Consider the following 25599-nt stretch of genomic DNA (forward strand, 5'->3'; position numbering starts at 1 on the left):
TCGATAAAACGCCGCCAGACATCAACGGCGCAAAGAATTTGAAGATGCGAAGCCCCCGCCAAAGAAGGCGTCAGAAGGCCTGACCCGTAGCCATGCAATATGAGTTGACGAACCTTGCAGTGTGCTGCAAAGACTGACGGATATCCGGTTTGGCTATTTCATGCCTGTTGGCAAATTGCTCGACCGTCGCTGTATCAAAACGAGTGGTCTGGATAAAGTCCAAGGCTTCGGGTTTAGTATTCAAAAACCGCGCGAGAGGGGGAATACCCAGTAGCCACTTCAGCAGTCGGAGCGAAATATGATGCCTGGGAGACTTTAAGCCAAGGGGTTGTGCCACCTGTGCCAGGAGTTCTCGCAAGTTGGGAGTTTGGTCATCAAGTGCCAACAGTTCCTGGCCCACCATGGCAGGATCAAAAGCACAAACCGCCACTATCTCAACCAGGTAATCCACGGTGACCAGTGGCAGCCAGTGCTCGGCGCTACCGGGCACTGCAGTCAGTTTTCCCTGCACAAGATTACGTATCAGCTCCACCAGCGGCTGACCATCAAGAATATGCCCCGTACGGCTGTGGCCACAGACCGTCGCAGGGTGGACAACGATAATCTCGCCACCCTTGGCGGACATGACCTCCAGGGTCGCGAAATGCGCCTCCAGCTTGCTTCCCTCGTAACCACCAACACGTCGGTACACGGCTGGCCAATTCGTCAACTCCGGATGACGAGGATCAATTCCGATACGTTGCAGATGTTCATGATTTTTCAGCATGTAGCCACCAATCATCACTAACCGGCTTTTTTGCTCAGCCGCCAACAGCGCCACACGCTTTGCCCCTTCCACATTCACCGCACGAGAATGCTCCACTGAAAGCCCCCACGCGAAATGGGCGCCCAGGTGGAATATGACTCTGGCGCGCCTCAGCACTTCTCGGTCGGCAAGACTCAGCCCGAGGTTGTCCCGTTCCAGATCGCCAGCTACGGCAAATACTCGGGCTGCGCACCCGCCCAAATTGGCGACTTGCTCGCGCAACACAGCTAGTCGCTCCGGGCGACGCATCAACACCCGAATGGTGTGACCTTTTGCGCTCAGATTCGCCACCAAATGTTGACCGACGAAGCCGGTACCCCCCGTGACAAAGCACTCCACGCTCATTTCCCTACTCCTTGTTTACGGTAAGAACTCAAGCGTAAACTATCGAGCCAACTCTATAGTCAAGCGGTGTTTTCATGAAAATCGGCGAACTCGAGACCCGCAGCGGCGCCAGCCGCCATACGCTGCGTTATTACGAGCAAATCGGACTGATCTCACCGCTGCGGCAAACTAACAACTATCGCGTTTACTCAGCGCAGACTCTGCAGGATCTGGACTTTATCCAGCGCGCGCAAAGCATGGGGTTTTCCCTCGGGGAAATAGGCGAGATTCTGGATGCGCAGCGCAACAAACTGATTGATTGTGCTGATGGCGCTAAGCTAATTGAAAAAAAAATGGCAGAAATCAAACAGAAAATCACCAACCTCCAAAGCATTTACCGGTATCTGGATGAAGAGCGTGCAAACCTCGAAGCCAGTGCTGCCAAGCAACTTGAACTTCAGCAGTTGAACAACGCCTTCAAATGAACTGGGAAACGGAGACTGCAACCAGCTTCCAGTTTCAAGCCCATCGCTTACGCATTGGGGGGGGCTATGACGGCCAAGACTACAAAGCGTGCTGGTCACATCAGATGCAAATGGCTGGTCAGGTCAGTGCAATTATTCAGCGGTCAAAACACCGCTGAAAGGACGAACGATGTCACGGTGTTTTCCACCCCAGGCATGGCCGCGATTTCCTTCCACACGAGATGGACACGTTCAGGTGTGGCGGCATTCACACGCAGCATCAAATCGAACTCACCACTGAGTACTTCACATTGCGCGACTTCGGGAATGGAGCGCAACGCAGTCAATACTTCTTCGCCTCGCATACGGTCGTAGCGATAGACGAAGATCACCGCGCTGATAAGCGACGTAGGCCGTCGCGACTCACCGAGACGTACCGTATAGCCCTGGATCGCACCGTCGCGCTCAAGACGCTCGATGCGCTGGCGCACCGCATTGCGCGACAAGTTGATCTTGGCACCCAGTTCGATATGGGCTATTCGCGCATTGGCGGTAAGTTCGGCCAGTATGCGTTCGTCCAACGGATCCAGAATACGCTTCATGCAAGCCTCTGCTGCGCCAGACGAAGAGCCTGGCCCAAACCGTCTAGATCGCCCTTGGCCAGGTACGGTGGTTGCGCGCGCACCTCGGCAGTGCTCGCAATGCTTGCTTGCCAGACGCCCAGTTCGGCCAACAGCGCCGCCGACTTGGCCGGTACAACTTGCCCGAAGGTGACCATTGGCGCCCCCAAGCTACGCCGATGAAGCCGGCCGGCGAGCACACCGACAGCGGTGTGAGGATCGATGGCCGAGCCTGTCTCTCGGAACAGCTCGACCACCTCATCGCGTACCTGGGATTCGTCTACCGCATAGGAATCGAAGAGTACTCGGGCACGCAGCCATTGCTGATTGCCGATGCTCATTTCTCCGCAACTTTCAAAATGCTCCATCAGCGCTTTTGTTGAGCAGCCATCGTGTTCGTAAATCTCCCAGATAAACCGCTCCAGGTTGGAAAACAACGAGAAGTCCATCGCCGGCGATACGGTTCGATTAGTCATGCGGGTGGAGTAGCGATTGCAATGAAAAAACTGGTGCAAGGCATCATTGCTGTTGGTGGAAATGATCACCTGATTGATGGGTAATCCCATTTTCTGCGCAATGTAGCCGGCGTATATTTCGGCCGAGCTGGCAGCTGGAACGCTAAAGCCAACGGGACGCGAGCCACCGCCCAATTGCAAGGCCGCGTGGAAGTAAAAAACGATCTGGGCCAGGACGCCGATCCAGTTGGTCGAGTTGAAACAGACCGGCATCACTCCGTCCAACGGCCACTCACGCAAGAGTCGGGAAACCAGCGTCTGGCAATCGTCAAAATTGCCGTCAACCGGAAACAGCTGAACCCGCTGTGGATCGGCTGCCTGCAAGGCACTGAGTTGCTCAGGCGCAAGTCCGTCGCGCGGATACAGTATTACCATGCGGGCGGCCTGGCAGTTAGCAAAGGCCTCAAGTGCCGCGACGCCTGTATCACCGTTAGTTGCACCGACTACCAACGCCTCCTTACCGACCTCCCCCAGAAAGTGCTCGACAAGGCGCGATTGCAACTGCGCGGCGAAATCCTTGGAAGAGCCAGTCGGGCCATGAAACAGCTGGAGTATCCACTCGTTATGGCCAATTTGCTCAAGCGGCGTAATAGCGCGGTGATTAAAGTTTCGATAACTGTCGCTCAATAAAGCGCGCAGGGTGTTTTCGTCTATGGACGTGCCAACGTAGGGTGAGACTACACGCCACACCAGCTCATCGAATGGCAGCCATGACCAACTCGTAATCTGCTTCTCAGTGAAGACAGGCAAAGTTGCTGGCACATAGAGCCCGCCATCTTCGGCAAGCCCGGACAGAACCACACTGCGAAAGTCTGCCCGCACGCCACCGTCGCGTGTGCTTACGTATTGCATGATGACTCCAGATCAAAATTACAAAAGGCGGTGGGCTTGAGCCACCAACCAAGTAGAAAAACTCGCGGCAGCAGGCGAAAGAACCTCAGCCTGCTCGCGTACTAGATAAAAGGACTCGCTGGCCTCAATCCGGTGACTGAATGGCGCAACCAGTTGCCCACTCTTGAGTAAATCTTTCACTACGGAAGACCGCGCTAAAGCAACACCCTGACCCAGTTCAGCCATACGGATTGTAGAAATCAGTGTGTCAAACTGAAAACCACGGGAATAATCGACATCGTCTGCTCCAACACGCTTTAACCAATAACCCCAACCCTCCTCGTACCCCAAGACGTGTAGCAAAGGATGGTTCATCAAATCGCGAGGATCACGTATCGGTGAGCTAGCCATTAGGCTTGGCGAGCAAACTGGCTGCAGGATGTCCCAAGTTAATCGCTGAGAATGCAATCCCGACCACTCACCGCATCCCCAGCGAATCTCCAGGTCATCCTCTCCATTCGGCTCCTTCACCCAAACGTTGCTGATATATCGGATGTCGATTTGGGGATACTCACGACAGAAGTCTGCGAGCCGGGGGGCCAACCAATAGTGAAAAAATGAAAGGCTGCCACGCACCTTCACATGTCTTCGATTGTGCTGGCCAAAAATCTCGTTCGTACCCACCGCAAGACGACTGATTGCGTCTTGTACAACCGGTAGGTACGACTGCCCTTCTTCGGTCAAACCTAGCCCTCGAGGTAGGCGTTTAAACAACGCTACACCGAGGTGTCCCTCTAACTGACGGATCTGCTGACTTACTGCACCTTGAGTCAGGTGCAGTTCCTCTGCGGCATGGGTGAAGTTCAAGTACCGCGCCGACACTTCAAATGCCCTCAGCCAATTTAAGGGCGGTAGTGATTTTTGACTCATCGGCGCAACCTCGTTGGGACTTAGATCTGCTCAATCATTGCCTGAGCCATTCACGCTGCGCCAGCGGAATTATGCGCAGCCGCTGCTAATGCCAATCGTTCCTCGCGCTTCTTACGAGTGATCCAATAAATAAAGTAGCACCACGCGATAAACGGAAGACCGAAGTAAAGGGCCACACGCTGCTCCGGATCAAAAGCAATACCTACACAGGCCAGCAAGCAACAAAGCAGCGCAGCCAGTGGAACCCAAGGGTAGCCGCGCACACGGAAATGCAGGTCTTCAACTCGCCCACCATTGGCGACGTATTGGCGTCGGAAGGCGATTTGGCTCGCGGCGATGCTCATCCAGACGACCACGACTGCAAGACCCGAAATCGACACCAGGGCCAAATAGACCGTATCAGGGGCAAACACACTGCTGAGCAGCGACGCCACCGCCCCCGCCATACTAAGCACGATGGCGTTGACCGGTGTGCCCCGACTGGAAAGTCTGGCGTAGCGCTTAGGCATATGTCCTTGATCGCTCAATGTCCACAGCATGCGCGATGCGGCATACAGCCCCGAGTTAGCGGCGGAAATCAAGGCAGTGAGAATGACGAAGTTCATAATATCTCCTGAGTAGGGGATACCAATCAGCTCAAACACCATCACAAACGGACTTTCTACAAGCCCCGCCTGCTCACGAGGGAGCAAGGTGGCCAAAACGAAAATCGTGCCTACGAAGAATAGTGCCAAACGTACCACTGTCGTACGGATCGCCTTAGGGACGCTTGATTGGGGATCCTTAGCCTCGCCTGCGGCAATGCCAATGAGCTCAGTCCCCGAAAACGCGAACGAGACCGCAAGCAGCGTCATCATAATGGGTAGGAACCCAGTCGGAAAAAGGCCTTCACGGGTGAAGTTGGATAATCCCGCGCCCTGCAAATTCTGCGTGTGAACAAGACCGATAATTGCCGCTCCACCGATCACAATGAACGCGATAACGGTCAGAACCTTAATCAGCGAAAGCCAAAATTCAGTCTCCGCAAACAGCCGGACAGAGACGACATTACTTACAAACACTGCAATGGCGAAAAGCGCACTCCAAATCCAGACCGGTGTGTCAGGAAACCACCGAACCATCAGTATGCCCGCAGCTGTAAATTCTGAACCGATAGCTACTGCCCAAGTGAGCCAGTAAAGCCAAGCCACTGTATAGCCTGTGCCTGGGCCCAGGTATCGCGTTGCGTAGCTACTGAAAGACCCGGTTTCTGGCATCTGCACAGCCAACTCACCGAGACAGACCATGACTAAATACACCATCACTGCACCGATGATGTAAGCGATCACTGCACCGAGTGGCCCTGCCTGATTAACCGTGTAACCGGAGGTAAGGAATAACCCCGTACCGATCACACCGCCCAACGCTAACATAACGATATGGCGGGTTTGCATTTCTTTTTTGAAATGCGAGTTTGGATCGAGCCGATTATCTTCTATCTGTGCGGTCATAATTTTATTCTCATGAATGTGCGGACAAGCGTCCTTGTAGCTGGCTTTTGGGCAGTACAATTTTGTTGTCGCTGGACTTTATTATTTTCATTCTTCATGAAGGGCTTAAGATAGATATCGAAAGCCCTGCCCGTATTCAGGCTCTTATCCAATGAAACGTTGGGCATTGTCAGCGTGAAGACTTGGATCACCTTGTTTACTTTGAACTAAAGTAAAGGCTTGTTTCAGGTCAACCAATAAATCTGCTGTATCTTCAATACCTACAGACACTCGAACCAGACCTTCGGAAATTCCAAGTGCCTGACGCTCTTCCAGGGTATTTTCCACGTGACTGGTTGTCCTTGCCGGCCCATAAATGGTCTCGACAGCGCCCAAATTACCTGCCCGATGCGCATATCTGAGCAGCGGGAGCAAGCGAGTCACTGTGTCCATGCCACCTTTGAGCACGAAGCTGACGATGGCTCCGAATCCGTTCATTTGCGAACGAGCGATCTCATGACCTGGATGTTGAGGCAACCCCGGATAGTTCACAGACTCGACCAACGGCTCAGTACAGAGATACTCGGCCAAAAGTTGCGCGCTCGCCTGTTGCTGACGAAGACGCAGTGCCAGAGTCTTGATGCCCCGAATGATGAGATACGCCGAAAAAGGATCCAGCGAGGCTCCATTAATTTCGCGATAGTGGCGAACTTGAGACATCAAATGCTCGGCGCCGCAAACTACACCACCAAGTACATCACCATGACCAGACAGGAACTTGGTCGCGCTGTGCACAACCACATCCACACCTAAAGCGAGCGGATTCTGATTCAAAGGCGTCGCGAACGTATTGTCTGCTATGACTAAAGCCCCAACACGCTTCGCCGCCGCCACGAGACGTCGAATATCCAAAACTTTCAGTGTTGGGTTCGTGGGGGTTTCCAAATAGAGGACATTGCAGCCTTTAGCGATCTCACGCTCGATAGCTTCTGCATCGAGGGTCTCGCAAAGCGTGACCTCGACTCCCATGCGAGGAAGAAACTCTTCAAAGATCTTATTTGTGCCACCGTAACTGTCACGAGTAGAAACCACACGCTGACCACAGGACAGGAAGGTGTGCAGCACACCGCTGATTGCTGCCATCCCGGTACTGAAAGCGACAGCCGACTCTGCGCTTTCAAGCTCGCAGAGCTTGTCCTCCAAGACAGAGACAGTAGGGTTGCTCATACGGCTGTAAATGAAGCCTGGCTCTTTACCCAACGCCACGTGATACCATTCATCGATGTCATGGTAACCATAAGCCGCACTGACTACGATTGGCGTCTGGGTCGCATTATAGGGATGCTGAACTTGCTCCCCCCCCCAAACCACTCGCGTACCTAAACCAACACCCTGGCTCTGGCCAGGCTTCATATTGTTATCCATAAATCTGTCTCGCATTGATGAAACACAAATGTGTTCCGATTAGGCTTGCGATGACTATATGGAAGGCTTGAGCGTGTGAAAAATCATGTTATCAGGGGCTAAGGGGTGCTTTTTTTAATTGGTAAGGCGAGCGCCTAGGGAAGGTCTGAAGTAGTCAGCGATTTTTGATGCCCTCGTTGGTAGAGGCGGACATCTACGAAGATTCAATATTGAGCTTTTGAGGCGCCTACGAAACCGAGGACGAGTCACAGGGCTCCCGAGCCAAAGGATAGTGTTTTCCCTGATTAGCAATTTGTCGAACGATTGTCTCGAATAAGCACAGTGATCCAGTCAGCAAACGCGCGCACGGCTGGCGAAAGAAAACGCTGATGCGAATATAGCAGTTGCACGGGAACTGAAGCAGGCTGCCAGTCAGCAAGAACTTCGACCAAACGCCCTTCCCGCAGATACTCGGAGACCACGTTCTCAGCGAGTTGCACAAGCCCAAAGCCTTCAAGGCACATTTTTATGTAGAGCCCAGTCTCGTTGACAGCCGCTGTCCCGTTAACCGGGACTGAGATCTTTTCAGTACCTCTGGCGAAATGCATTTCGCCCGCTCGCCTTACCCTCACATGTCTCCTCCGCGATTCCATTTGCAGGAATGGTCGATTGATTTGGAAGCAACCGATACCTTGAGCAAAAAGCGCACAATCTTAGGAATGGAGGCTCATTCAGCCAGGCCGATTTGCTTGGCCTGACAGGAAACAAAAGGGCCCTTGAACAGACTGTGTGAAAACACGCTGACAGGCCTTAGAACAAACGCCCCGACTTGTTCGGGGCGTTTATTTTTTGTGCTGAAAAAGGCTCTTCAGCCCATCAGTTGCATCATTTTCTTGGCTCCCAGGACACTGATCGCCCGCTTGAAGTTTTACGCGGTCACGGCCAGGGCCATTTCAGCTTTCGTCCCTTCAAGTTGTCGTAGCAAGAACCGCCCGTTCCCAAATAGCCATTGCTTGAGATTGCCAAACGGGTGCTCCACGATGGATCTGCGTCGCTCCATCATCTCTGGGTGCAGTTTCATCCGCTGTGCCATACGCTCAAAGGCATTTTCTTGTGCGTGACGTGAGACATAGCGTCGCTGAGCCGTTGTACATTGGGCTTTCAGTGCACATCCAGCGCAGTCGCTGACTGCCGCCTGATAGATCCGGTCGCCTTTGTAATGCTGCTTCAGGGTTAGCCATTGACCTGCCGGGCACTGGTATCGATCCTGTTCAGCGTTATAGGTAAAGTCCTGACGCTCGAATAATGTCTCTCCGCCAGGGTTCGAAGTGCGGTTGGCGGCACATACACGGTAATGGAGGCCTCCTCGCACACCTGAAATTGCTGGCCATTTGAGTAGCCCATATCGGCTGTCACGGTCAGCGTATCCTGCCCCAGTTCGGCCTTGGCAGCTTTAGCTATGGGTTCAAGCTGTTTGCGGTCGTCGCCATCTTGCGTCACCTCATGGTGCAAAATCAGACAGTGCTCTGAGTCCACGGCTGTTTGCACGTTATAGGCAACACGCGCCCCCTTTGGCGTGCGCATCATTCGGGCATCGCTTTCGTGCGTGTTGAATTGCTCCAGCCCCATCGACTTCATCAAAGCTTGGCAGCTACGGTTGTCTTGCTGCTTGGCCTCAAGCTTCGCCAGTGCCGCCTTGATCGCAGTGCCATCGACCACTTGCTCGCCCTCTGCTTTATCAGCGGCATCCAGGTCAGCCAGGTATTGGGCAATCCGCTTATCCAGCTTCTCCTCCTGACGCTTGAGCCGATTCAAATTCAGGTGGCGTCGCGAGGAAGCCACTGCCTGAAACTTACTGCCGTCGATCGCAATCAGATCACCCGCAATCAAACCGACGGATCGGCAGAACTGTACAAAAGCTCTGCACGTCGTAACGAAAGCTACTTTGTTGTTCTTGCGAAAGTCGGCGATGGTCTTGAAGTCGGGTTTAAGCCGGTTGATCAACCACATCACTTCGATGTTGCGTTGGCACTCAGCTTCTAGGCGCCGTGACGAGCGAATACGCTGAAAATAGCCCTAGAGATAGAGCTTGAGCTGATCGGCGGGGTTGTAAGCAGGGCGCCCAATGGCCTTCGGCTGAGCTTTCTCAAAACCGAGCTGGCCCAGATCGAGCTTGGCGACATACAGGTCGATGACCCGTACGAGGTGATCTTCAGGGATCAGTTCCTCCAGCGAGACCGGGAACAGGCTGGTCTGGCTGCGGGACTCTCCTTGTATGTAGGCCATAACGAAAAATGCTCCGTATCTTTCGATACGGAGCATTCTCTTAAAGGGCCGGACAGATTGCTAGGTTTTCACACAGTCTGTCTCGGGCCCTTTTGCACTTACACCAAAATCACTTCGTCAGCCAGGACTCAACAGTCGCGGAGCCGTGCTCTGCTTTCCAATCCTTCAGCGTTTTATGATTGCCGCCTTTAGTTTCGACGACTTCACCAGTGTGAGGATTCTTGTAAACCTTAACGGCGCGAGGCTTTCGGGTACCTTTGGTCTCTGCGGCTACAGGAGCCCGGCGGCTAGAGGACTGTGGGTCGAGAATCGCGACGATGTTGCGCAAGCTGTAGCCGTATTCACCTAGGAGACCACGGAGCTTTTGCTCGAACTCAATCTCGCGCTTCAGACCATCGTCGTTTTTAAGTGACTCAAGCTCTGCCAGTTGGGCAGCGAGTTGTTGTTCAAGAGCGCGGAATTCAGCAAGACGGGACATATAACACCTCAAATATTTAGCAGTGGCATTATAATTACATTAACGCCGTCCGACGTGAATAGGCCAAAGGGTGTTAAAGCGAAGATCATCCCTTGGCGAATCACGCTCCACGAACAATCCCGATGGCCGATTTAGCGCTCAAGTCCTTCCTGCTACAGCCCGAGTTTGATTCAAACCGCAGCCTATTTGCACTGGTAAGATCCTGGCCCCACTTGCCGGAATTCATTGACCCAAACGAATACTCAGCATGCGATGGCCTTATGCGGGATTTCAGGGTCTCCATATAGGACACTCAAAGTCGGTAACCTAGGTCAAAATAACTGAGCACTAACATGCTGAAGGTTACAAAAGGCACTCAAAAGCGGACGCTTGGAGTTTTCTACGAAACACCGAGGTGATTCAAACTGAGAACAGTGCGTATCTAAAACGCCATGGTCTGGCCCTGCCAGACATCTTGTCGACGACAGAGAATGGGGACAGATTTATTTGTCGTCCTTGAACGAGCCCGAGCGGCAGTCGGTGGCTGCTTCTACAGCGCGATTTGTGTGAGAGGTCTGGCGCCCGTTCAGCTTTCAGAATGCTGCATCATGAGCGTCCATGGCTTGTGTCAGGCTCGGATACCATTCACCTCGCTCACTCGGTGAAGTCTCGATGAACAACTCAATCAGTTGGCGATCAAGGAAGGTCTGCGCAGCGTCGTCCAACGGCAGGCTGTAAAAGTCAGCGCTTTGCACCGCGTACTGCGCAGTCTGGAGATTTAAGAAACAGACGTATCTCACGGCCCTCGAATCGCTCAGCCGGCGCCAGGTGATGATCTGCTGATAGGAGTCACCCAAAAATCCCATGCTTATTTACCCTCCCAATGCTGCGGCGCAGCAGGTGAAGGTATAGCAGTTCATTACCCACCTTTGGCTCTGGCGGCGCAAAGGGTCTTGGGAGTGAAGAGATATGGCGCCGGATCATCAATCTAAAAGGTTCGTAAATTCGCCAACTGCGACTGTGTTGCAGCGGATGGCTCCGCCAAAACCCCAGATCGAAACCAGTTCTGCAACGATTGATGAATCCTGCAAACGATTGAATTTAATTGAATCGAGCACGTTCTGTTGGTTGAAGTCCTTCAGCGACAAGTCCTGGAGACCATTGAATATCAGTTCAATCAGTAAGCTCTTACGGCAACCGTATTCAAAGTCCGCTGTACCTGCACCCACCACTTCGTACTCACGATAGTGAATGCAGAGCTTTGCGACGGTATCTGAGGTGGCGTGGTGAAGTGGCCGCGACACCGAAAACGAAATGACTTCCGCATCGTGAAACGATGGCCAGAAACCAATATTGCCAATCACAAGCCCTGCTCCCTGTATCAACTCTTCTGCGGCGTCCATGGCTTGCCTCTCAAATGAAATCGTTGACGGATTTTAGAAGAGAAAAGAGGACGACGTAGGCTTGGGCGTGGCGACTATCGTGAGAGAGGTCAAAGACATGAGAAAAGGAGTTTTAATTTGTACAGATATTCCGGTGTCTCAATGTAAATCTCCGAATTGCTCGTTTCGTGGAATGAAAAATGGGCTTTAAACAAAGGAATGGTCGAATGTAAGGCATGCAGAGCTGTGCAAGCAGAAGCTGATGGCGCTGCCAATTTTGCACATATGCCTGAGTGCCCCTGCGCACATAAAGACCTTAAGCCTTGGAGTGATCTACGTGCCGCTATAGGTAGCCGCTTGGAGGGTGGCCAAGACCCTATCCGTACGCCAAAGATCTGAAAGCCTCCCACAGACTAAAGCGGTTTTTAGACTTGCCACTAATCGCGATGCTGCGGGGCACAAATTGCAGTTAATGTCCCTTAGCGGTCGAGTGCGAACGGCCGCTTTTGGCTGATAGCGGTCGGTCATGAACGTTGGTTATCGGCCATTAGCTTCATGCAATGAACGTTATGCGCAGAGATTTGAGGTTATTTGCGATAAAAAACCCGCCAAGGGGAGGCGGGTATGAAGAGGTCATGGGGGTCAAACTTGAGTGTAGACGGTCACGCGCTTCCAGCTAGATACCGTGAGATGGATCACTGGAAGATGGGGAGCTGAACCCTGAAGATAGTGCCCTGCTCAGGTGTCGAAACCACCCCGATTTTTCCTCCATGGGCTGTCACGATCTCAGACGCAATGAACAGTCCCAGCCCCAAGCCGGCAGTCGATCCTTTTTCGGTTGCTGCATAGCTTGAGTAACGGGCCTGGGGGTTGAAAAGATGGGGCATTACGCTTGCAGGTATAAGCTCGCCACGATTCTGCACGCTAAAGACTGAGCAATCGTCATCTTTAAATAAGGTCACATGGATAGGTTGCAGCGAGTCACCATGTCTGACCGCATTACTTATCAAATTAGTGAAGACTTGTTCGATGCGCGACGGATCATACCGCCCCGGTACTCGTTCACTCACATTCGAAACGATCTTTGCCTGAGGGAACGCGGTGCGTAACTCTTCTACAACAGATGCGCACACAATCGATAGATCAGTCTCTTCTGGATTGACTGGAATACCCGCGCCCAGATTTGAGCGGGCCAAGTCTAGCAAATCGCCGACCATATGATTGGCTCTGCTTACACTTGCGTTGATTTGTTCTGCCAGCCTCCGATCCCTGTCAGCCATATTGGCGTTTTTACGCAGCATGTCACTGGCCATCAATACAGCCCCAAGCGGTGATCGCAGGTCATGACCGAGTACGCCCAAAACAGTTTTGCGCGTGCTTTCCACGGCCTCACCGTATCTCGCAATCGATTCCACGAGCGCTTGGTCTATTGCTTCATTGAAGCGGATGATGTCTTGCACATCATGCGCATCTTCGATACGAAACTCCGCCAGCCAAAGTCTGAGCACGCTAGATCGGAGGGCCCGGTATTCTGAAACCATCTGATCCATGGAAAACCCTGCCACAAACCGCGTCACCGCATGCGTCTGCGCGGGCGAGTCTTCTTCCGACGCCGGCCCCTGACCGAGAGATTTAGCAATCTGCTGTCGCTCGGTCTGAGGGGTTTGCATATCTTGAGCTACCGTCCTCAAGATGTGCTCGGAATGATTCCTCAGTCCTTTTGAATCCATGGTAGGCAGAGCTGCTTTCACCGAGCGGGCGAAGCTTTCCCAAGCCGCCAGTATCTGCTCGATATGCTCTAGAATGAACTGGTGCAGTCTCATCGTTGTCCTTGGGTTTATGCGGAGGAAGTGACGTCGAGCGCAGTAGCGTTTTAAAGACTAGACCTGAATGAAGGCATCGAAAAGTCGATGAGCTCTTGATTGATAAATGGTCGACATCTTGTTTGAGCCCAAGGGAGTTTCACCGTGCCACTCAATATACTTTTGGTCGAGGACGACGGTTTTTTGCGCTCAGTGATGGCGGAGGCTGTAAAGATTCTCGGTCATGAGGTGATCGAGCGATCCAGTGCTGACCAGGCGTTAATCGCATTGGAGAGCACTACACTCATTGCCTTGGTCATCACGGACGTGCGCATGCCGGGCAGGCTCGATGGGTTAGACTTAGCTCGAGCGATTTGGTTGCGATGGCCTGAACTGCCTGTCGTTTTGATGTCTGGAAACACGGTGCTCCCAGCCGGTTTTCTTCCGCCTAATTCGCGTTTCCTGGCCAAGCCCGTGCACTTGGATGCATTGCATCATGCGATTGAAGAGCTGTTACCGAGTGCAGATGAACGTTAGAAGTCCGCTGTTCAGTAATGGTGGTCAGCGATCGCTTGCAAACTCCCGCTTTTGGCCGACAGCAGCTGCTTGTCGATGTCCGTTTCTGGCCGGTAGCGGTCGCTTCGAAGCGTCCGCTTATGGCCGGAGGCTGCCGGTCACGACTGGCTTCTTTCGACAAAAATCGGTCAGTCGCTTGAGTTGAAATCTGACGATTGGTGCATCGTTCGATTAAAGAAAACTCATTCCATGGTTTGCTTGGACAACGCAGAGTTCAGGGCTTCGGAGACTATTTCGGTCAGGATCGGTTTTGAGCTCGACTCCATCGCCATACCAATCTTGTCCTGCTGCTCTCTGACTTTCTCCGCGTACTGTGATGATCGACCTTCCGACGCGAGCGAGGACAACTCCTCCGCAGTGAATGTTTTTTCTAATGCTTGCGCGATGTTTTCATCCCACCTGGATTGATACCTCGGCAGCAGTGCATCAATTTCTTTCGAGACCGCTACAGACGCATCCGCACGTCCCAACTTTCCGGCGAGCGTCGTGAAGCTCACGGTCTGCTTCGCTACCGATAGTGCAATACCGCGAAGGTTTCGGCCGATCTGTGCCTGATTGACGAAAGCTTTGGCGTCCCTTTGAGAGGGCGTTTCTGCAAACACTCCATTTGAAAGTGCGCACAACAACATAAGCGCATGGGCATTTGGTTTTATCCTTGTCATTAGTCAGCTCCATCATTGTTGACATCAACATCTGAGAACCATGATAGGCGGTTACCGCAAGGTGCATTGAACGGATTAAAACGGAATTTGCGTAAGCGGCTTCTTTTGGCCGTTAGCGGTCGCTTGAGAACATCCACTTGGCCTATCTCTGACGGCACCAATGCACCGCAATTGATTGCCCCGCCCCACTCATGGGGGGATCAGCGTGTGGGTCAAATCCAAGGCAAATGGCAGTTCAGCGCGGATAAAAATGAGTGGTCAATTGCAGTGGAGTTTGGTAGCGCTGCTCTAGTCGTCTGCACGCCTAAACGCATAGTGTTTACGGTTCAACAATCAACAGTTTCGACAGGACGTTGGACGCGCTACCGTAGGCTGATCGAACGGGCTGAATCGCTGTGACTTGATTGGACTTGGGGAGCTGTCAGTGATCTATCCGGGGATCGAATTTGTCCCCATATCTGAGGTGTAAAGCACGATTGCGTTCGATCCTCCATATCCACGGATCGTAGCCCTCAGGCAACGCGGCGAGCCTGGCGCTGATGATCATTTGCACTGCTTCGTCACACAGTAACCTGCTGGTCAGCTCACGATATTCGCCACGCGTAACCACACCATAAAAGGCGTGATTGTCTTTGACGTATAGGTCAGTCATTCCCACCCGCATATGGCCATACTTTTGTACGTCATCCGGGTAGATGTCCTCTAGACTGAGGTGCCCCATATCGAACTCCAGGTTTCAAAGGCTCCATCGAAAGCCTGCGCCATCATTGAAATCGTTCCTTCGCGCCAGCGCCTACTGAAGCCAGCCAACAGCAAGCCATTAGATATGCGCATGATAGCCTCGGCACAGACATCACTGTTCTGAGAGTCCGCTTTGAACACACCCAACGCGCGTGCCGATTTCAACACACTTATCAACGCCCCAAAGTTTTCGGACGATCCAGTCGGACAGCACCAGAAGAAACGGTGGCGACTTTTGGCTGAAGACATTTACCAAAGCACCGCAATCGAAGCACTGCTCGAAGCGAGAGGCAAAGCGGAAGGCTATATCCATGGCCTCATGGATGCTGGACACCTATCGACCAAGGACTATGAGCGTGATTTCCTAATTCTGTGCATCGCTCAAAGGCGGCGTGATTTCCTGCGCAAATTGCTGAACGAATACGGTTACTGAAACAATGAACTCATGCCTCAGCAGCAATTCCATAGCGTCTCGGGGAAGCGTTTTTACGTCCCCACCATGGCTCTCAGCTTGACCCGCAACTCCTCTTGGGTAAGCACTGAGCTAAGGCCCAGGTTAGTATCAGTGCGAATCAACCGTCGATCATAATCTGGCCAACTTTCAAAAGGATCATCATCCAGGGCGATCCAATTCGTCAGGCCTGCCCTAGTTACTGCAGCACGGATCTGCTGATAGCGACTGTACATGTCATAGCCTTCAAGAGGTGCCTTGGGCATCCTTGAATGCCATGTACTACTCACGGTGAGAGCCTGCAACTCTGGCGGTAAGGCAGCGCGTGCACGGCGATAACCGAGAATGCGCACCCAACTTGTCGATAAGCTGATTTTGATTTGAGGAAACTCCCTCAGTATCTCGACAAGGATTCCGGCATGCATCATGAGTTGCCCGGGGGCACGCAACTCCAAACCACTCCGGGTACGGTAAACGTCGTCTGGGTGCAGCACTCCATCAAAATCGAGAAATAGAACTCGATCATTCGGCGTCAGCCGGCTGCTTTTCGGGTAGTTCGAATCAAGCATGGACAAGAACTCTCAAAGCCGGCCCTCCTGAACGCAATCTGCTTCCCCTGAAGAGCACTGCCAGATGCACTCAATCAACTCCGTCAGTAGCTCGTCAAGACTGACTAGGCCATCCGCATATCGCTGCATCTCAGCAAGGTGCGAAGAGGAAGGCCTCACACCATCAAGTACCTGACAAGCAAGAACCTCAGCCACTGCCTTGCGACGTCGTTCTCGCTCAAAATCATCGGTCTGCACGTGCCACCTCTCCTTCGCTTAGAAAGCCTCCACCACAGGGGAAGCCTTGCAATGAAGCGCTTACTTAAACGCCTTACTTAAACGCCTTACTGAAGCGCTGAGAAAGCGTCGCAGCATCGATCACCGCCCAGCTTTCCGGTTGGCTACTTTTTCGAACAAAGTTGATCGCACATCCCACCATGAACAGACCCGCGGCGACTCCTTCCCAAGCTGCAGCCTTAAACGTCGCCGGAACGAGATAACTCGGGTTGACGCTACCCGTTACGAGGTGGATCGGATAAGGTGAAATGAAGCAACCAGCGACGGCCACCGCAATCATCAAGGGTACCGCTGCAACTAGCATTAGAACCGGTACTTTGATCTGGTACTGCTTAGCCGCGACAAGCTTGCCGCTCGAACCCTTTACTGCGTAGATGATGGCTTTGTTCTCAGTCTTGTCCTTTTTCTTCGTGAAGATGCCGTACAGGGTCACTCGCTCCCCCGCCTCAATCTCTTCAAAAATCTTTCCTGGCAGCAAAACACTCGGCAACACCTGCCCATCGATAACGATGCGCGCGGTCACAGTCCCCTGCTCGGTGGCAATCACTCGTGGCTTCTCGATCACTCCAGTGACCTGCCGGCAATCAAATCGAATCAAAACGTGCTCCTGCAATTTTTAAAGGCGTAGCAAATCGCGCTGCCTGAATGGCAGCGTGGGTAAAAGCGTTGAGTCGGTTACGCTTGGAACGAGAAAACGGTACTCAGTGCTGCTGGCTTCCTTACACCATCACCAAGCAATAGATAGACCGTGCTCTTAGTTTCAAACATGCACGGGTGGTCATGCGAAACTCCGAAATTGGTGCGCACCCAGTGGCCGGGAGAAAAACGTCGGCGGCTGTCCACGACGACCTCATGGGAGTAGACAGCTTTTGGTAGCAGCCCCATTGATGCGAGACGATCCTGCTCCGCCTGTGTGAGCTGGAGATCAGCGATGATCCATTGCTTCACTAGGCAGAAAGGCTTCCCCGGAAAAGTCTTTTCGGCGAGCTCTATTAATTCTTCCTGCGCGCCATGCCAACCAAGAACAACCTCCCCACTTCCATAAAAAAACTGAGCAATCTCATCAAGGGTTACTGACATGGCGCCTCCGGTGTCGGAACGATCATTTGCGTGCACTGGTGTAGATATGGCCCATTCCGGTGATGAACTCGTAGACGGGGTTTTCCTCAGTGCCAGGCTGGATGCGAATTTCAGAGAGAAGCTCCATTGCGTATGACCCCTGCTCACGCTTTGTGGGTGGAAGGATGAGATGGATGTTCGTCACGATCATGAACTCACCCTGCTCCGCTGTGCGCATCATCTGAACGGTTTCCACATCCGTAACTAAATGCGCAACCGGGCTAAAGCCACCATCCTCTAATCCCATTCCCTCAATCAGAAACGAGTACTCGCACCGACTGATATCGACCGACTTCCAGAGCATTCGAGTGCTATCCGGAGTTCTAAATTGCCCCTGCAAATTGCTGCTATTGGTTACAAACACTGCACATAAACCCCACTCCAAAACCCTGCCAAGCTCTGCCTAAGCTCAGCGTAAGGCAGCCTTCGACTGGCCCTGCGCATGCACCTGGCAACCGGATAGGTGTGCTGCCGAAGAGCACCCGATTCCGTGGCGCTACGCATCCTATTGAACGGCCATCATAAGCAAATATCCCATTATTAACAATTAGTGATATTTGGTGGGCCATTGCGAGTATGGCTCTATCCTTCCTTTTGAGAAACTGAACGTGAAGGAAGAGCTAGCCGTCACGCTGCGCGCCATCCGGCAAATGAAAGGATTGGGTTATGAGGCCCTGGCGGGAACCATCAGCCAGAGCAACCTTAGCTTGCTCGAGCAAGGGAAAATCCAGGCGACGCTACCTACCCTCGTCAAGATCGCCGAAACGCTCGATATCAACCTTCTGACTCTATTGGCGTTGTGCTTGGCGATCCGTGACAAACAAGATCCTGAACAATTGATGCAAATTGCGCAAAAGGAGCTTCAAGGCTTCATCGAGTCGGGCGGCCTTAAAGTCATGGAGGATCAGATTCAGGACGGAGCATTGAAAAAACGATCTCGAGGAACTCGAGCGGATGCTCAGAAGGTGAGTGCCGTTGTTGAACTGAAAAAGCGGGGCATGACACAAGCCGAAGCTGCGCGTGAACTAGGTTTGCCTACATCGACGGTTCAGAGATACTGGCAAAAGGAGTAAGCCTTTAAAGGCAGAACCTCCACCACGCCTCATCATCGCCTTATCCATTAACGTTTCAATACGGGATGGAGCGCGTTAGCGAACCTAGTGACATGTGGTTTTTGAGTTTCATCACCCTCATCTAAGCACAACAGTCCACGCAGGATTGCTTCGGGGATGCAGGCTGACTTTTTGGAAATGTGAGACATTAGGAATGCGGAAAATAAAAGCAGATATTGCTGCTGCGACAATTTCCCCTGAAACAAAGCACAATCTACTTAGCCAAACCATCCTCAATTATGTAACTGTCTTGGGGATAGTGATCGGCGGAATTTGGATTGCCTTCAACGTTATCTATGTTAAGCAGGAACAGGAAATCGCAAGCTATACCTTGCAAGAATTGAAGCAAAAGACCTCGCTGGCTCCTCACGTACGGTCAAAGGTCACAGCAACAGTCTCACCAAAATCCGATGCCCCCTCCACCGTTCAGGTGCGCGTAGAGCTTTCTAATCAAGGTACGGCCGCATCCAGAGTTATCTTAGATAGCTTTGCACTTTCGGTGACGGGAATAGCGTTCAAAGAAGGTACTCCTCGCTATCTCACAGAGGTACCCGTTGGAGGCACTCGTTTCAAAGGCAACTTCCGTCAGGTTGGCGACTTCATTGACATCGGCGCAGGTGAGACTTACGACATCAGCTACATCTTTCAGCTGAGTGCCCCAGGAACGTACCTGATCAGATTTTTCGCCAACATGGATAGCCCGTACTTGAAAGAATACAAGCAGAAGGTCGGTACACCGGCTTATTCAAATTATTCCACTGGCGACGATACACACATCACCATCCGATGATCTCGCGGCCAAAAAACTGTCTTATCTGCCACAATTAGGAAAAATAGTGAGTTTTCTACGGGCAGAGTCAACAAGGTGTGTCTGAGCGGCGACAAACCTGCTCAGAGACGCCTCACCGAGCGCTTCGCTTAGTGGATATCTGAGATCACATTGAGTCACTTGACAACTTTCAACCCTTTCAGACGAGTATTCTCATCCATTAAAAGCTTGATCCGGGTTTCATGCCGCAGCTTCATGACATTTAGATCCCGCAAATCACGCTTCATGTCCAGCGTACGATGAAACCAATATCCCGCCTTCATCCGAGCGACTTCTAACTGATTTTCAAGCTCTACAATGCGATCCTTATCGGTCTTCTCAAGCACGGCATTACTGAAAGCACTGATCGCCCTCTCCCTTTTGATCCTATCAAGCTCTGATAGTGGCCATCCTAGCCCCCCCTCCAGCAGACTGTTATCCTTAGCACGATTCCTAATTGTATTGCGGTGAATTTTGGCTTTATTTGCAAGGCAAGCTTGCGTAGCAGGAAGGTTAGGATCTTTTTCGATTGCAACCAAAGCAGCCAGAATTGCCGCAGTTACCGTTTCGAAATCTTCAGAGTTCTTTGCATCAAAAGCCGACCTAGACATCACTTCACCTTAAAGGAGGCAATCACCCCATCGGCCTCTGCTATCGCCAGTTGAAAGTGCTCTTTTCCATAAAAAAATTTGGAGTCATTAAGCATCTTAATGTTGTCATCTCTGACGGCTTTCCATCCAGGAACATGCTCCTCGGCAATCACAGCGTTCTTACATTTATTCGGATTACACCGCAACTGACCGATACATGGTACATCCTTATCGCCCCCAGGATCGGCTTTCCGACCAGTGCAATAGCCAAGCCCTACATTTACAAACACAGCATCAGTCAACCTACTAAGTTGATCGATGATTTCCAAATCCGTGTAACCAGCCCCCATCATCCCTTCAAAATAATCCTGCCTTCTTTCAGAGAAAACTCGGGCTCCCCCACCTGAAATGGTAGAGCCAGGAGAAAAAATCTTTTCAACTTTTTCTCGTTTGAATTCGGACAAAAAAAAGCCAGCCATTTGCGACTGAAGCAATGCGGCACTGTTCCCATACGCAATCGTCACCTCAGAAGGAAGAGACCTGACTTGATCGTATACATGCTTTAACTGAAAACTTATAAACGGCATCCCTAGTTGCGCTTTAATCATTTGCCGGGTCAACGAATGCTTGAACTGATGCGAATTGAACGCCCATTCATCAAACACACCATTGCAATTAATTTTTCCGAAATATTTTGCCATTGCTTTATGAAAACCAGAGTACGAATAGGCCATATTACAACCCTCTCCATCATCCGACGCAGTCCCTGCAATCAAGTTTACCGGAGAAAACAGGTAGTGACTGGCTTTAATGGGAGCGAGAGCTTGAAGTACCTCCACCGCGTCCAGAACAGCATCAATAGCCACCCAAGTCTCATCACTTAAATCATAAGCTGATTTAGTTTTAAACACTTTACCGGTAACAACATTAAAACCATCCTTGCGATCACGACATCCATTTTTTAAGCTGGTCAGCTCCGAAAATCGACCTCCCGTGTACAACCCAATAACACACTGAGCGGCCATATTTACCTCTTTTAAGTAATCAGATACATCCTTAACGGAGGTGCCCTCAAACTTCATTTTAGCTTCAATGTTTCGCTCCCGGACTCCATTTACATATGAAGCCCTATATTCCACATATTGCGAGAAGGCAAGTCGCATGTTACATTTCTCAATAGCATAGCCAGGTGTATAGGCGTAAACATCTGGATTTAGCACCGGCAACTCCATTCGCTGAAGAAAGTCTCTGACACGCGCTAAAGATGAGTAACTAGCTTCAGAGAATTGCTCATCAGAAAGCCAGCGAGTACCATTCTTTTTTGAGGACTTAGAGTCAACCTGCCTACTAGACAGTATCCCTTTAATACGCAAATTGGTCTTAGAATCAAATTTCATTTTTTGGCCGATCAACTGACCTGCACCAGCACTAAAAACCAAATTAAGGGTCGACTTAAGATCTTTAAAACTCCCGTTAAAACCAGAAAGACTCGACTCGATGTCTGCCTCCGCGATATCGCCGAGAGAGATATCCAAACAGTAAAGATTTCCTTCAGCTAATAACTTTTCTAACAACCTAATAATAGACTTAGCCCTAGGGACAAAAGTTTGTGCCTTGGGATTTTTCTTCCCCCCAAACCAAGTAGGAACTTTGGCATAATAGAGGAAAATCGTCTGCAGCTCGGCCACGATTTTCGGGCTCACTTCACGCTCCCCCCAATTGATCTTGAGACGGGTGTTATCAATGGAGCGTGCGCGTTTTTTAGTATCCTCAATAAAGTCCCATACACGATCTCTCGCTAAAGATACAGATGAAACATTTACACTACCGGCCAGTTGACAACAACCACCTCTCTGGGCCTGTTCAAGTAACCGGTCGAGCTCAGCTTTTTTCATACTTCCCTCTTACCAAAAATGGATCCATATAAACCTCAGTTTTCACAGACTGCCCATCTGCTTTGCTAAGGATGGCTTGCGAAAAATCGCTGTTCTCTCCCAGAATCCCATCTAAAACACTCAAGTTTTGCATGAGAACGGCTCGATGAGTTGTTGCTCCGGCACCGTTCTCGAGTGCATTTTTATAACCACGCTGCATCGCAAATAGCCTAGGTAGGTGTTCTTCCAAAATTACAACCTTTGAACAGCGCAAGCACATATTGAAATTTGTACATGCCTGGCCATCGACCCACCCAGTTGCCTTCTTCACGCGAGCCGGCGGGTTATATACATCAAGGCACAATGCAGTCGCAGTCGTGTATATTATCGACAGCTCACTACTTTTTTCCGTCGCAATATGCCTAGGCTGCCTGATTTGATCTTCGCGATTTTTTCGAATATCGGATAGACACTTATGGATTTCTCGCCTAGCCTTGGGGGCAAAATTATGTTTATCAATATAGCGCATAGTAGTAATAATATCGCTGTGACCAAGAATCGCCTGAATCACAGAAATATCAACTCCCACACCCAGGAGCCTTGAGACCAGCGACGGACGTAGCCTAGATATATAGATATCTAATACCTCTCCATTATCATCTTGTAACTCATATTTCTCCGCCATGTAGCGGCACCAGTCAAACATAAGCCTGTTGGATTGTAGGAGATTTCTGACCTTGCCACTGGCTGGCCCATGTGAGGGCTTATAAATGAATAGATAATCATTATCCTCAGTTACCTCTGGACGAATCGGCCTAGTAATATCAAGGATACGTTTCCATATTCTTTCGATATGACCAGACTGCTTTTCCTCGAGAGGCATTACATCCTTTCTTTCTGAATCAGCTTGCGCCAAATGAGCGGTCAGTAGATCTTCATGAAGATCGGTATCACCCTGTCCTCTTTCCTTCCAATAGTAAATGCATGGCTTTCCGGTCAAAGGATGTGACTTGACAAAATCTGCAGTTTTGAGCGATTGGGCAGGAGTAGCATTTAATCCAGTCCACGTAACAAGCTTGAACAAGAAAGGCACAATCACAAAACCATCAAGCCCCAAAATCACTCCCCACCGGAGGAATAGCATTCTTGTACCACCATGTTTCTTTGCAGCAGAATGGAATTTCCTCTGATCTCGGGTCATCGTTTTGGAGTAAAAAAAGGCCTTGCAGTCAAGCTTATTCTCAAACCACCATCTCATATTATCCTCATCGTTACTCCACCCAGGAGCAAATCGACCACCTATATATTCAGGCGCCGTCCCTACTCCGGCTGGAATATACCCATTCATCAAATTACTTTCGACATAAGCAATTTCTTCATCAAGGGCCTTATCAAAACTTTGAAACTCACTGTCTGAAAACGATTTTCGCATATTAGTTTCTCGAAATACTGGATCAAGAATTACATCCAGAAAACCTCGGTAACCATAAAACGAATTTACAACGGCATAAGAAAGCACCCCTCTCACAACGGACAGGACTGTAGCGCGATATGATGAAGAGTAAGGTTGATAGTCCATATAGCATTTGAGATGAACCAAAAAATATTGATCGAGCTCATAACCTACCCTAATCACCTTCCCTGCAAACCTGGGATCCGAAGTAAGAAAATTCAATACCAGATTTTTCGCAACTCTATAATTTAATATGCTAGCCCGAGCCGTGCGCCTAGCAATGCTTGCATCGAAAATCGCGGAAACTTCTGCCATAGGGCTTTCAGTTGTAGCTTGGGGCAAATTATGATTGAAGACAGAATATGACATAATCTATTTCTTCTCTTTACTGCGCGAAAGATATGTTGTATCGTAGATTTTCTTTGCCTCAAGATATCTCGGCTTGACATATCTTGCGCCTAATTCATCAACAAATAGAAACGGGGAAACGCCCGCGTAAATATTGGTCGTGGACAATTGCTCATGACCAAACTGCTCTTTTATAAGTATCAACTTCTGAATGTGATCATCACCAAGCTCACCGGTAAGAAAAGTAAGAGCCGTACCATGCCTTAGTCGATGCGGGCTTATTGACCTTGGTTTAAAACCAACTCTCTTTGCAGAATCCGCTATAAATTTCTGAACTCCCTTGGTAGTCATCGGCCTACCTAGAGTATTCAAAAAAGCCGGCTTATCACCTTCATAGTATGCAAATCTGTACTGGGGCGAGCTATGGTATTTTTTAATCCTGGAGTACACGGCACGTGTAATTATCACAGTGCGCTCTTTAATTTCCCCACCAGCCCCCTTGCTCCCTCGCACCATCAGGGGTAAATAAGCTAATTCTCGTGGAAAATCATCTAACTCATCTATGTCGTCCTTGGTGATCCTCACCAACTCTGAAACACGCAACCCCATGTCATAGAGAGCATGTACTGCACATCGCTGAGACTCCCAATACATTCTCAATAGCAACTTGCAAAGTTGTTCCTGAGTAACATATCTCGGGCGCTTCCTCTTTGGCTTCGGCGTATCAAGCCTTTTACTCTCGAAGCCGCTGCTTGCTCTTGCGCGCCCGCCTTCGGCTGATGCCAACCATGTGAACATCCCACTAATTATTGTCTCACGCAACCTAATATATGAACGTTCGTAGCCCTGCCCTGCAAGCTGAACTAGATAAGTACTGATAACGGAGCGTGAAATGCCGCATAAAATATCATCAATAGAGTGACCCGAATAAATATCTAGCGACTCTAGATAATCACAGAAGCTTTTAATATGATCGGCATATAGGAGAATAACTCCAACAGGATGCCTATTGGTTTCTGACTTAGCCTTTAAGTAACAACTTGGCAACTCTGCAATACTGCCATTCTCCGAGAACAATACGGGACATAACTTTAGCTTCTTATTAGCTCGAACATTTACTAACTTCATAACGCAACAATAAAGATCACCTAGGGCATTCGCAACTAAAAATACGCCTCGGTTTAGATCATTTTTTACTACGACAATCAAAAGCTATAACCAGCAATTTTAATATAATGTTTTTAACAATAACTATGTATTGCCGCCAGTGAGGCACGCCCCCCCTAGTAATTACGGGCCTACGGAGCATCATAAGTAAGTCAAAAAGTAACATGACGCGCATTCGGCTATAAACCGAATGGTACACAAAGAAGAGCAGCCATAACTCGTAGTTCGCAGTCACAAACGTAGCAGGAGAGAGATTAGGGTAGGCGCTTACCTAGAATTAATGAGCACCAGTGAGGAGATTAGGGACAAGGATGCGCGATGGAAGGTTGTCGGTTTGGGTTCACGCCCTCCAAAAATCTATGACGCGGAAATGGAAGCAACAGCAGCTACCTAATTGCACATATCGAAAATCAGACACGTTTGATGACACATCAAGACGTCTTCGACCATCGGCCAATGTGTCTTAGCCGGAGCATCAACAGACCATCAGAAAGACAATGATGGGTGGCTTGGGACGTTCCGCGAGGAAAGCGTGATGCTGATCAGGACGAAGGAAATGAAGCC

26 protein-coding genes and 1 pseudogene are annotated in these 25599 nt (G+C 50.5%); 5 read left to right on the forward strand and 22 right to left on the reverse strand.

Annotated features, from left to right (window positions below; all coding sequences use genetic code 11):
* Nucleotides 1–70 precede the first annotated feature (70 nt).
* Nucleotides 71–1150 carry an SDR family oxidoreductase gene (locus ACKLNA_RS25430; RefSeq protein ID WP_408987466.1) on the reverse strand — a complete coding sequence of 360 codons (1080 nt, stop codon included), beginning with the start codon at nucleotides 1148–1150 and terminating at the stop codon, nucleotides 71–73.
* 74 nt (nucleotides 1151–1224) lie between these two features.
* Here ACKLNA_RS25430 and ACKLNA_RS25435 point away from each other — a divergent pair, with 74 nt between their 5' ends.
* The gene (locus ACKLNA_RS25435; protein WP_408987467.1) at nucleotides 1225–1614 is read left to right on the forward strand and encodes a MerR family transcriptional regulator; all 390 of its coding nucleotides are present in this window, start codon (nucleotides 1225–1227) and stop codon (nucleotides 1612–1614) included.
* Between the two features lie 143 nt (nucleotides 1615–1757).
* Here the strand turns inward: ACKLNA_RS25435 and ACKLNA_RS25440 are convergent, their stop codons facing one another.
* The 11 genes and pseudogenes from ACKLNA_RS25440 to ACKLNA_RS25490 form a co-directional block, all read right to left on the reverse strand.
* Nucleotides 1758–2195 (reverse strand): Lrp/AsnC family transcriptional regulator, encoded by a 438-nt coding sequence (locus tag ACKLNA_RS25440; RefSeq protein ID WP_085715146.1) that lies wholly within the window; start codon nucleotides 2193–2195, stop codon nucleotides 1758–1760.
* Nucleotides 2192–3580 carry a threonine synthase gene (thrC, locus tag ACKLNA_RS25445; protein WP_408987468.1) on the reverse strand — a complete coding sequence of 463 codons (1389 nt, stop codon included), beginning with the start codon at nucleotides 3578–3580 and terminating at the stop codon, nucleotides 2192–2194. Before thrC ends, ACKLNA_RS25440 begins: the two co-directional genes overlap by 4 nt.
* Before the next feature lie 18 nt (nucleotides 3581–3598).
* Nucleotides 3599–4489, reverse strand: coding sequence for a LysR substrate-binding domain-containing protein (locus ACKLNA_RS25450; protein ID WP_408987469.1), 891 nt, complete (start codon nucleotides 4487–4489; stop codon nucleotides 3599–3601).
* Between the two features lie 50 nt (nucleotides 4490–4539).
* Nucleotides 4540–5979 (reverse strand): amino acid permease, encoded by a 1440-nt coding sequence (locus ACKLNA_RS25455; protein ID WP_408987470.1) that lies wholly within the window; start codon nucleotides 5977–5979, stop codon nucleotides 4540–4542.
* A 144-nt stretch (nucleotides 5980–6123) separates the two neighbouring features.
* Complete coding sequence (locus ACKLNA_RS25460; protein ID WP_408987471.1) at nucleotides 6124–7383, reverse strand: cystathionine gamma-synthase family protein; 1260 nt, start codon at nucleotides 7381–7383, stop codon at nucleotides 6124–6126.
* Nucleotides 7384–7667: 284 nt separating this feature from the next.
* On the reverse strand, nucleotides 7668–8015 hold the full coding sequence (locus ACKLNA_RS25465; protein ID WP_408987472.1) for a LysR substrate-binding domain-containing protein: 348 nt from the start codon (nucleotides 8013–8015) through the stop codon (nucleotides 7668–7670).
* A gap of 275 nt (nucleotides 8016–8290) precedes the next feature.
* Nucleotides 8291–9648: pseudogene (locus tag ACKLNA_RS25470) on the reverse strand (IS1182 family transposase).
* 109 nt (nucleotides 9649–9757) lie between these two features.
* Nucleotides 9758–10126 carry a histone-like nucleoid-structuring protein, MvaT/MvaU family gene (locus ACKLNA_RS25475; protein WP_346610536.1) on the reverse strand — a complete coding sequence of 123 codons (369 nt, stop codon included), beginning with the start codon at nucleotides 10124–10126 and terminating at the stop codon, nucleotides 9758–9760.
* 572 nt (nucleotides 10127–10698) lie between these two features.
* Nucleotides 10699–10971 carry a hypothetical protein gene (locus tag ACKLNA_RS25480; protein WP_408987473.1) on the reverse strand — a complete coding sequence of 91 codons (273 nt, stop codon included), beginning with the start codon at nucleotides 10969–10971 and terminating at the stop codon, nucleotides 10699–10701.
* Between the two features lie 117 nt (nucleotides 10972–11088).
* Nucleotides 11089–11508, reverse strand: a complete 420-nt coding sequence (locus tag ACKLNA_RS25485) for an Imm50 family immunity protein (RefSeq protein WP_408987474.1) — start codon at nucleotides 11506–11508, stop codon at nucleotides 11089–11091.
* A 674-nt stretch (nucleotides 11509–12182) separates the two neighbouring features.
* Entirely contained in the window at nucleotides 12183–13310 is a 1128-nt protein-coding gene (locus tag ACKLNA_RS25490; protein ID WP_408987475.1) for an ATP-binding protein, read from the reverse strand.
* Between the two features lie 144 nt (nucleotides 13311–13454).
* Between ACKLNA_RS25490 and ACKLNA_RS25495 the strand changes: the two genes are divergently transcribed.
* Nucleotides 13455–13826, forward strand: coding sequence for a response regulator (locus ACKLNA_RS25495; RefSeq protein WP_408987476.1), 372 nt, complete (start codon nucleotides 13455–13457; stop codon nucleotides 13824–13826).
* Between the two features lie 221 nt (nucleotides 13827–14047).
* Here the strand turns inward: ACKLNA_RS25495 and ACKLNA_RS25500 are convergent, their stop codons facing one another.
* Nucleotides 14048–14527, reverse strand: a complete 480-nt coding sequence (locus ACKLNA_RS25500) for a hypothetical protein (protein ID WP_408987477.1) — start codon at nucleotides 14525–14527, stop codon at nucleotides 14048–14050.
* Nucleotides 14528–15401: 874 nt separating this feature from the next.
* On the opposite strand from ACKLNA_RS25500, the gene ACKLNA_RS25505 reads away from it, so the two are divergent.
* A complete protein-coding gene (locus tag ACKLNA_RS25505) occupies nucleotides 15402–15701 on the forward strand; it encodes a hypothetical protein (protein WP_408987478.1) in 300 nt (99 codons plus the stop codon).
* Between the two features lie 53 nt (nucleotides 15702–15754).
* Here the strand turns inward: ACKLNA_RS25505 and ACKLNA_RS25510 are convergent, their stop codons facing one another.
* The 5 genes from ACKLNA_RS25510 to ACKLNA_RS25530 all read right to left on the reverse strand — a co-directional run bounded on the left by ACKLNA_RS25510 (nucleotide 15755) and on the right by ACKLNA_RS25530 (nucleotide 17987).
* Nucleotides 15755–16288, reverse strand: coding sequence for an HAD domain-containing protein (locus ACKLNA_RS25510; RefSeq protein WP_408987479.1), 534 nt, complete (start codon nucleotides 16286–16288; stop codon nucleotides 15755–15757).
* A gap of 12 nt (nucleotides 16289–16300) precedes the next feature.
* On the reverse strand, nucleotides 16301–16525 hold the full coding sequence (locus tag ACKLNA_RS25515) for a hypothetical protein (protein WP_408987480.1): 225 nt from the start codon (nucleotides 16523–16525) through the stop codon (nucleotides 16301–16303).
* Nucleotides 16526–16598: 73 nt separating this feature from the next.
* A complete protein-coding gene (locus tag ACKLNA_RS25520) occupies nucleotides 16599–17162 on the reverse strand; it encodes a hypothetical protein (protein ID WP_408987481.1) in 564 nt (187 codons plus the stop codon).
* Between the two features lie 77 nt (nucleotides 17163–17239).
* Entirely contained in the window at nucleotides 17240–17644 is a 405-nt protein-coding gene (locus ACKLNA_RS25525; RefSeq protein WP_408987482.1) for a DUF6957 family protein, read from the reverse strand.
* Between the two features lie 22 nt (nucleotides 17645–17666).
* Complete coding sequence (locus ACKLNA_RS25530) at nucleotides 17667–17987, reverse strand: hypothetical protein (RefSeq protein WP_408987483.1); 321 nt, start codon at nucleotides 17985–17987, stop codon at nucleotides 17667–17669.
* Nucleotides 17988–18291: 304 nt separating this feature from the next.
* On the opposite strand from ACKLNA_RS25530, the gene ACKLNA_RS25535 reads away from it, so the two are divergent.
* Both ACKLNA_RS25535 and ACKLNA_RS25540 read left to right on the forward strand, forming a co-directional pair.
* Nucleotides 18292–18756 (forward strand): helix-turn-helix domain-containing protein, encoded by a 465-nt coding sequence (locus tag ACKLNA_RS25535; protein WP_408987484.1) that lies wholly within the window; start codon nucleotides 18292–18294, stop codon nucleotides 18754–18756.
* Between the two features lie 193 nt (nucleotides 18757–18949).
* Nucleotides 18950–19585, forward strand: a complete 636-nt coding sequence (locus ACKLNA_RS25540; protein ID WP_408987485.1) for a hypothetical protein — start codon at nucleotides 18950–18952, stop codon at nucleotides 19583–19585.
* A 155-nt stretch (nucleotides 19586–19740) separates the two neighbouring features.
* Here the strand turns inward: ACKLNA_RS25540 and ACKLNA_RS25545 are convergent, their stop codons facing one another.
* Genes ACKLNA_RS25545 through ACKLNA_RS25560 form a run of 4 tightly spaced genes read right to left on the reverse strand, consistent with a single transcriptional unit; the run spans nucleotide 19741 to nucleotide 25077 of the window.
* Nucleotides 19741–20214, reverse strand: a complete 474-nt coding sequence (locus ACKLNA_RS25545; protein WP_408987486.1) for a hypothetical protein — start codon at nucleotides 20212–20214, stop codon at nucleotides 19741–19743.
* Complete coding sequence (locus ACKLNA_RS25550) at nucleotides 20214–22088, reverse strand: hypothetical protein (protein WP_408987487.1); 1875 nt, start codon at nucleotides 22086–22088, stop codon at nucleotides 20214–20216. The genes ACKLNA_RS25545 and ACKLNA_RS25550 overlap by 1 nt, the downstream gene beginning before the upstream one ends.
* Nucleotides 22075–23835, reverse strand: coding sequence for a site-specific integrase (locus ACKLNA_RS25555; RefSeq protein WP_408987488.1), 1761 nt, complete (start codon nucleotides 23833–23835; stop codon nucleotides 22075–22077). Before ACKLNA_RS25555 ends, ACKLNA_RS25550 begins: the two co-directional genes overlap by 14 nt.
* A gap of 57 nt (nucleotides 23836–23892) precedes the next feature.
* Complete coding sequence (locus tag ACKLNA_RS25560; RefSeq protein WP_408987489.1) at nucleotides 23893–25077, reverse strand: tyrosine-type recombinase/integrase; 1185 nt, start codon at nucleotides 25075–25077, stop codon at nucleotides 23893–23895.
* Nucleotides 25078–25599: the final 522 nt, after the last annotated feature.

Origin of the sequence: Pseudomonas sp. UV AK001, assembly GCF_046097675.1 — a bacterium.
In the GTDB taxonomy this organism is placed as follows: domain Bacteria; phylum Pseudomonadota; class Gammaproteobacteria; order Pseudomonadales; family Pseudomonadaceae; genus Aquipseudomonas; species Aquipseudomonas kribbensis.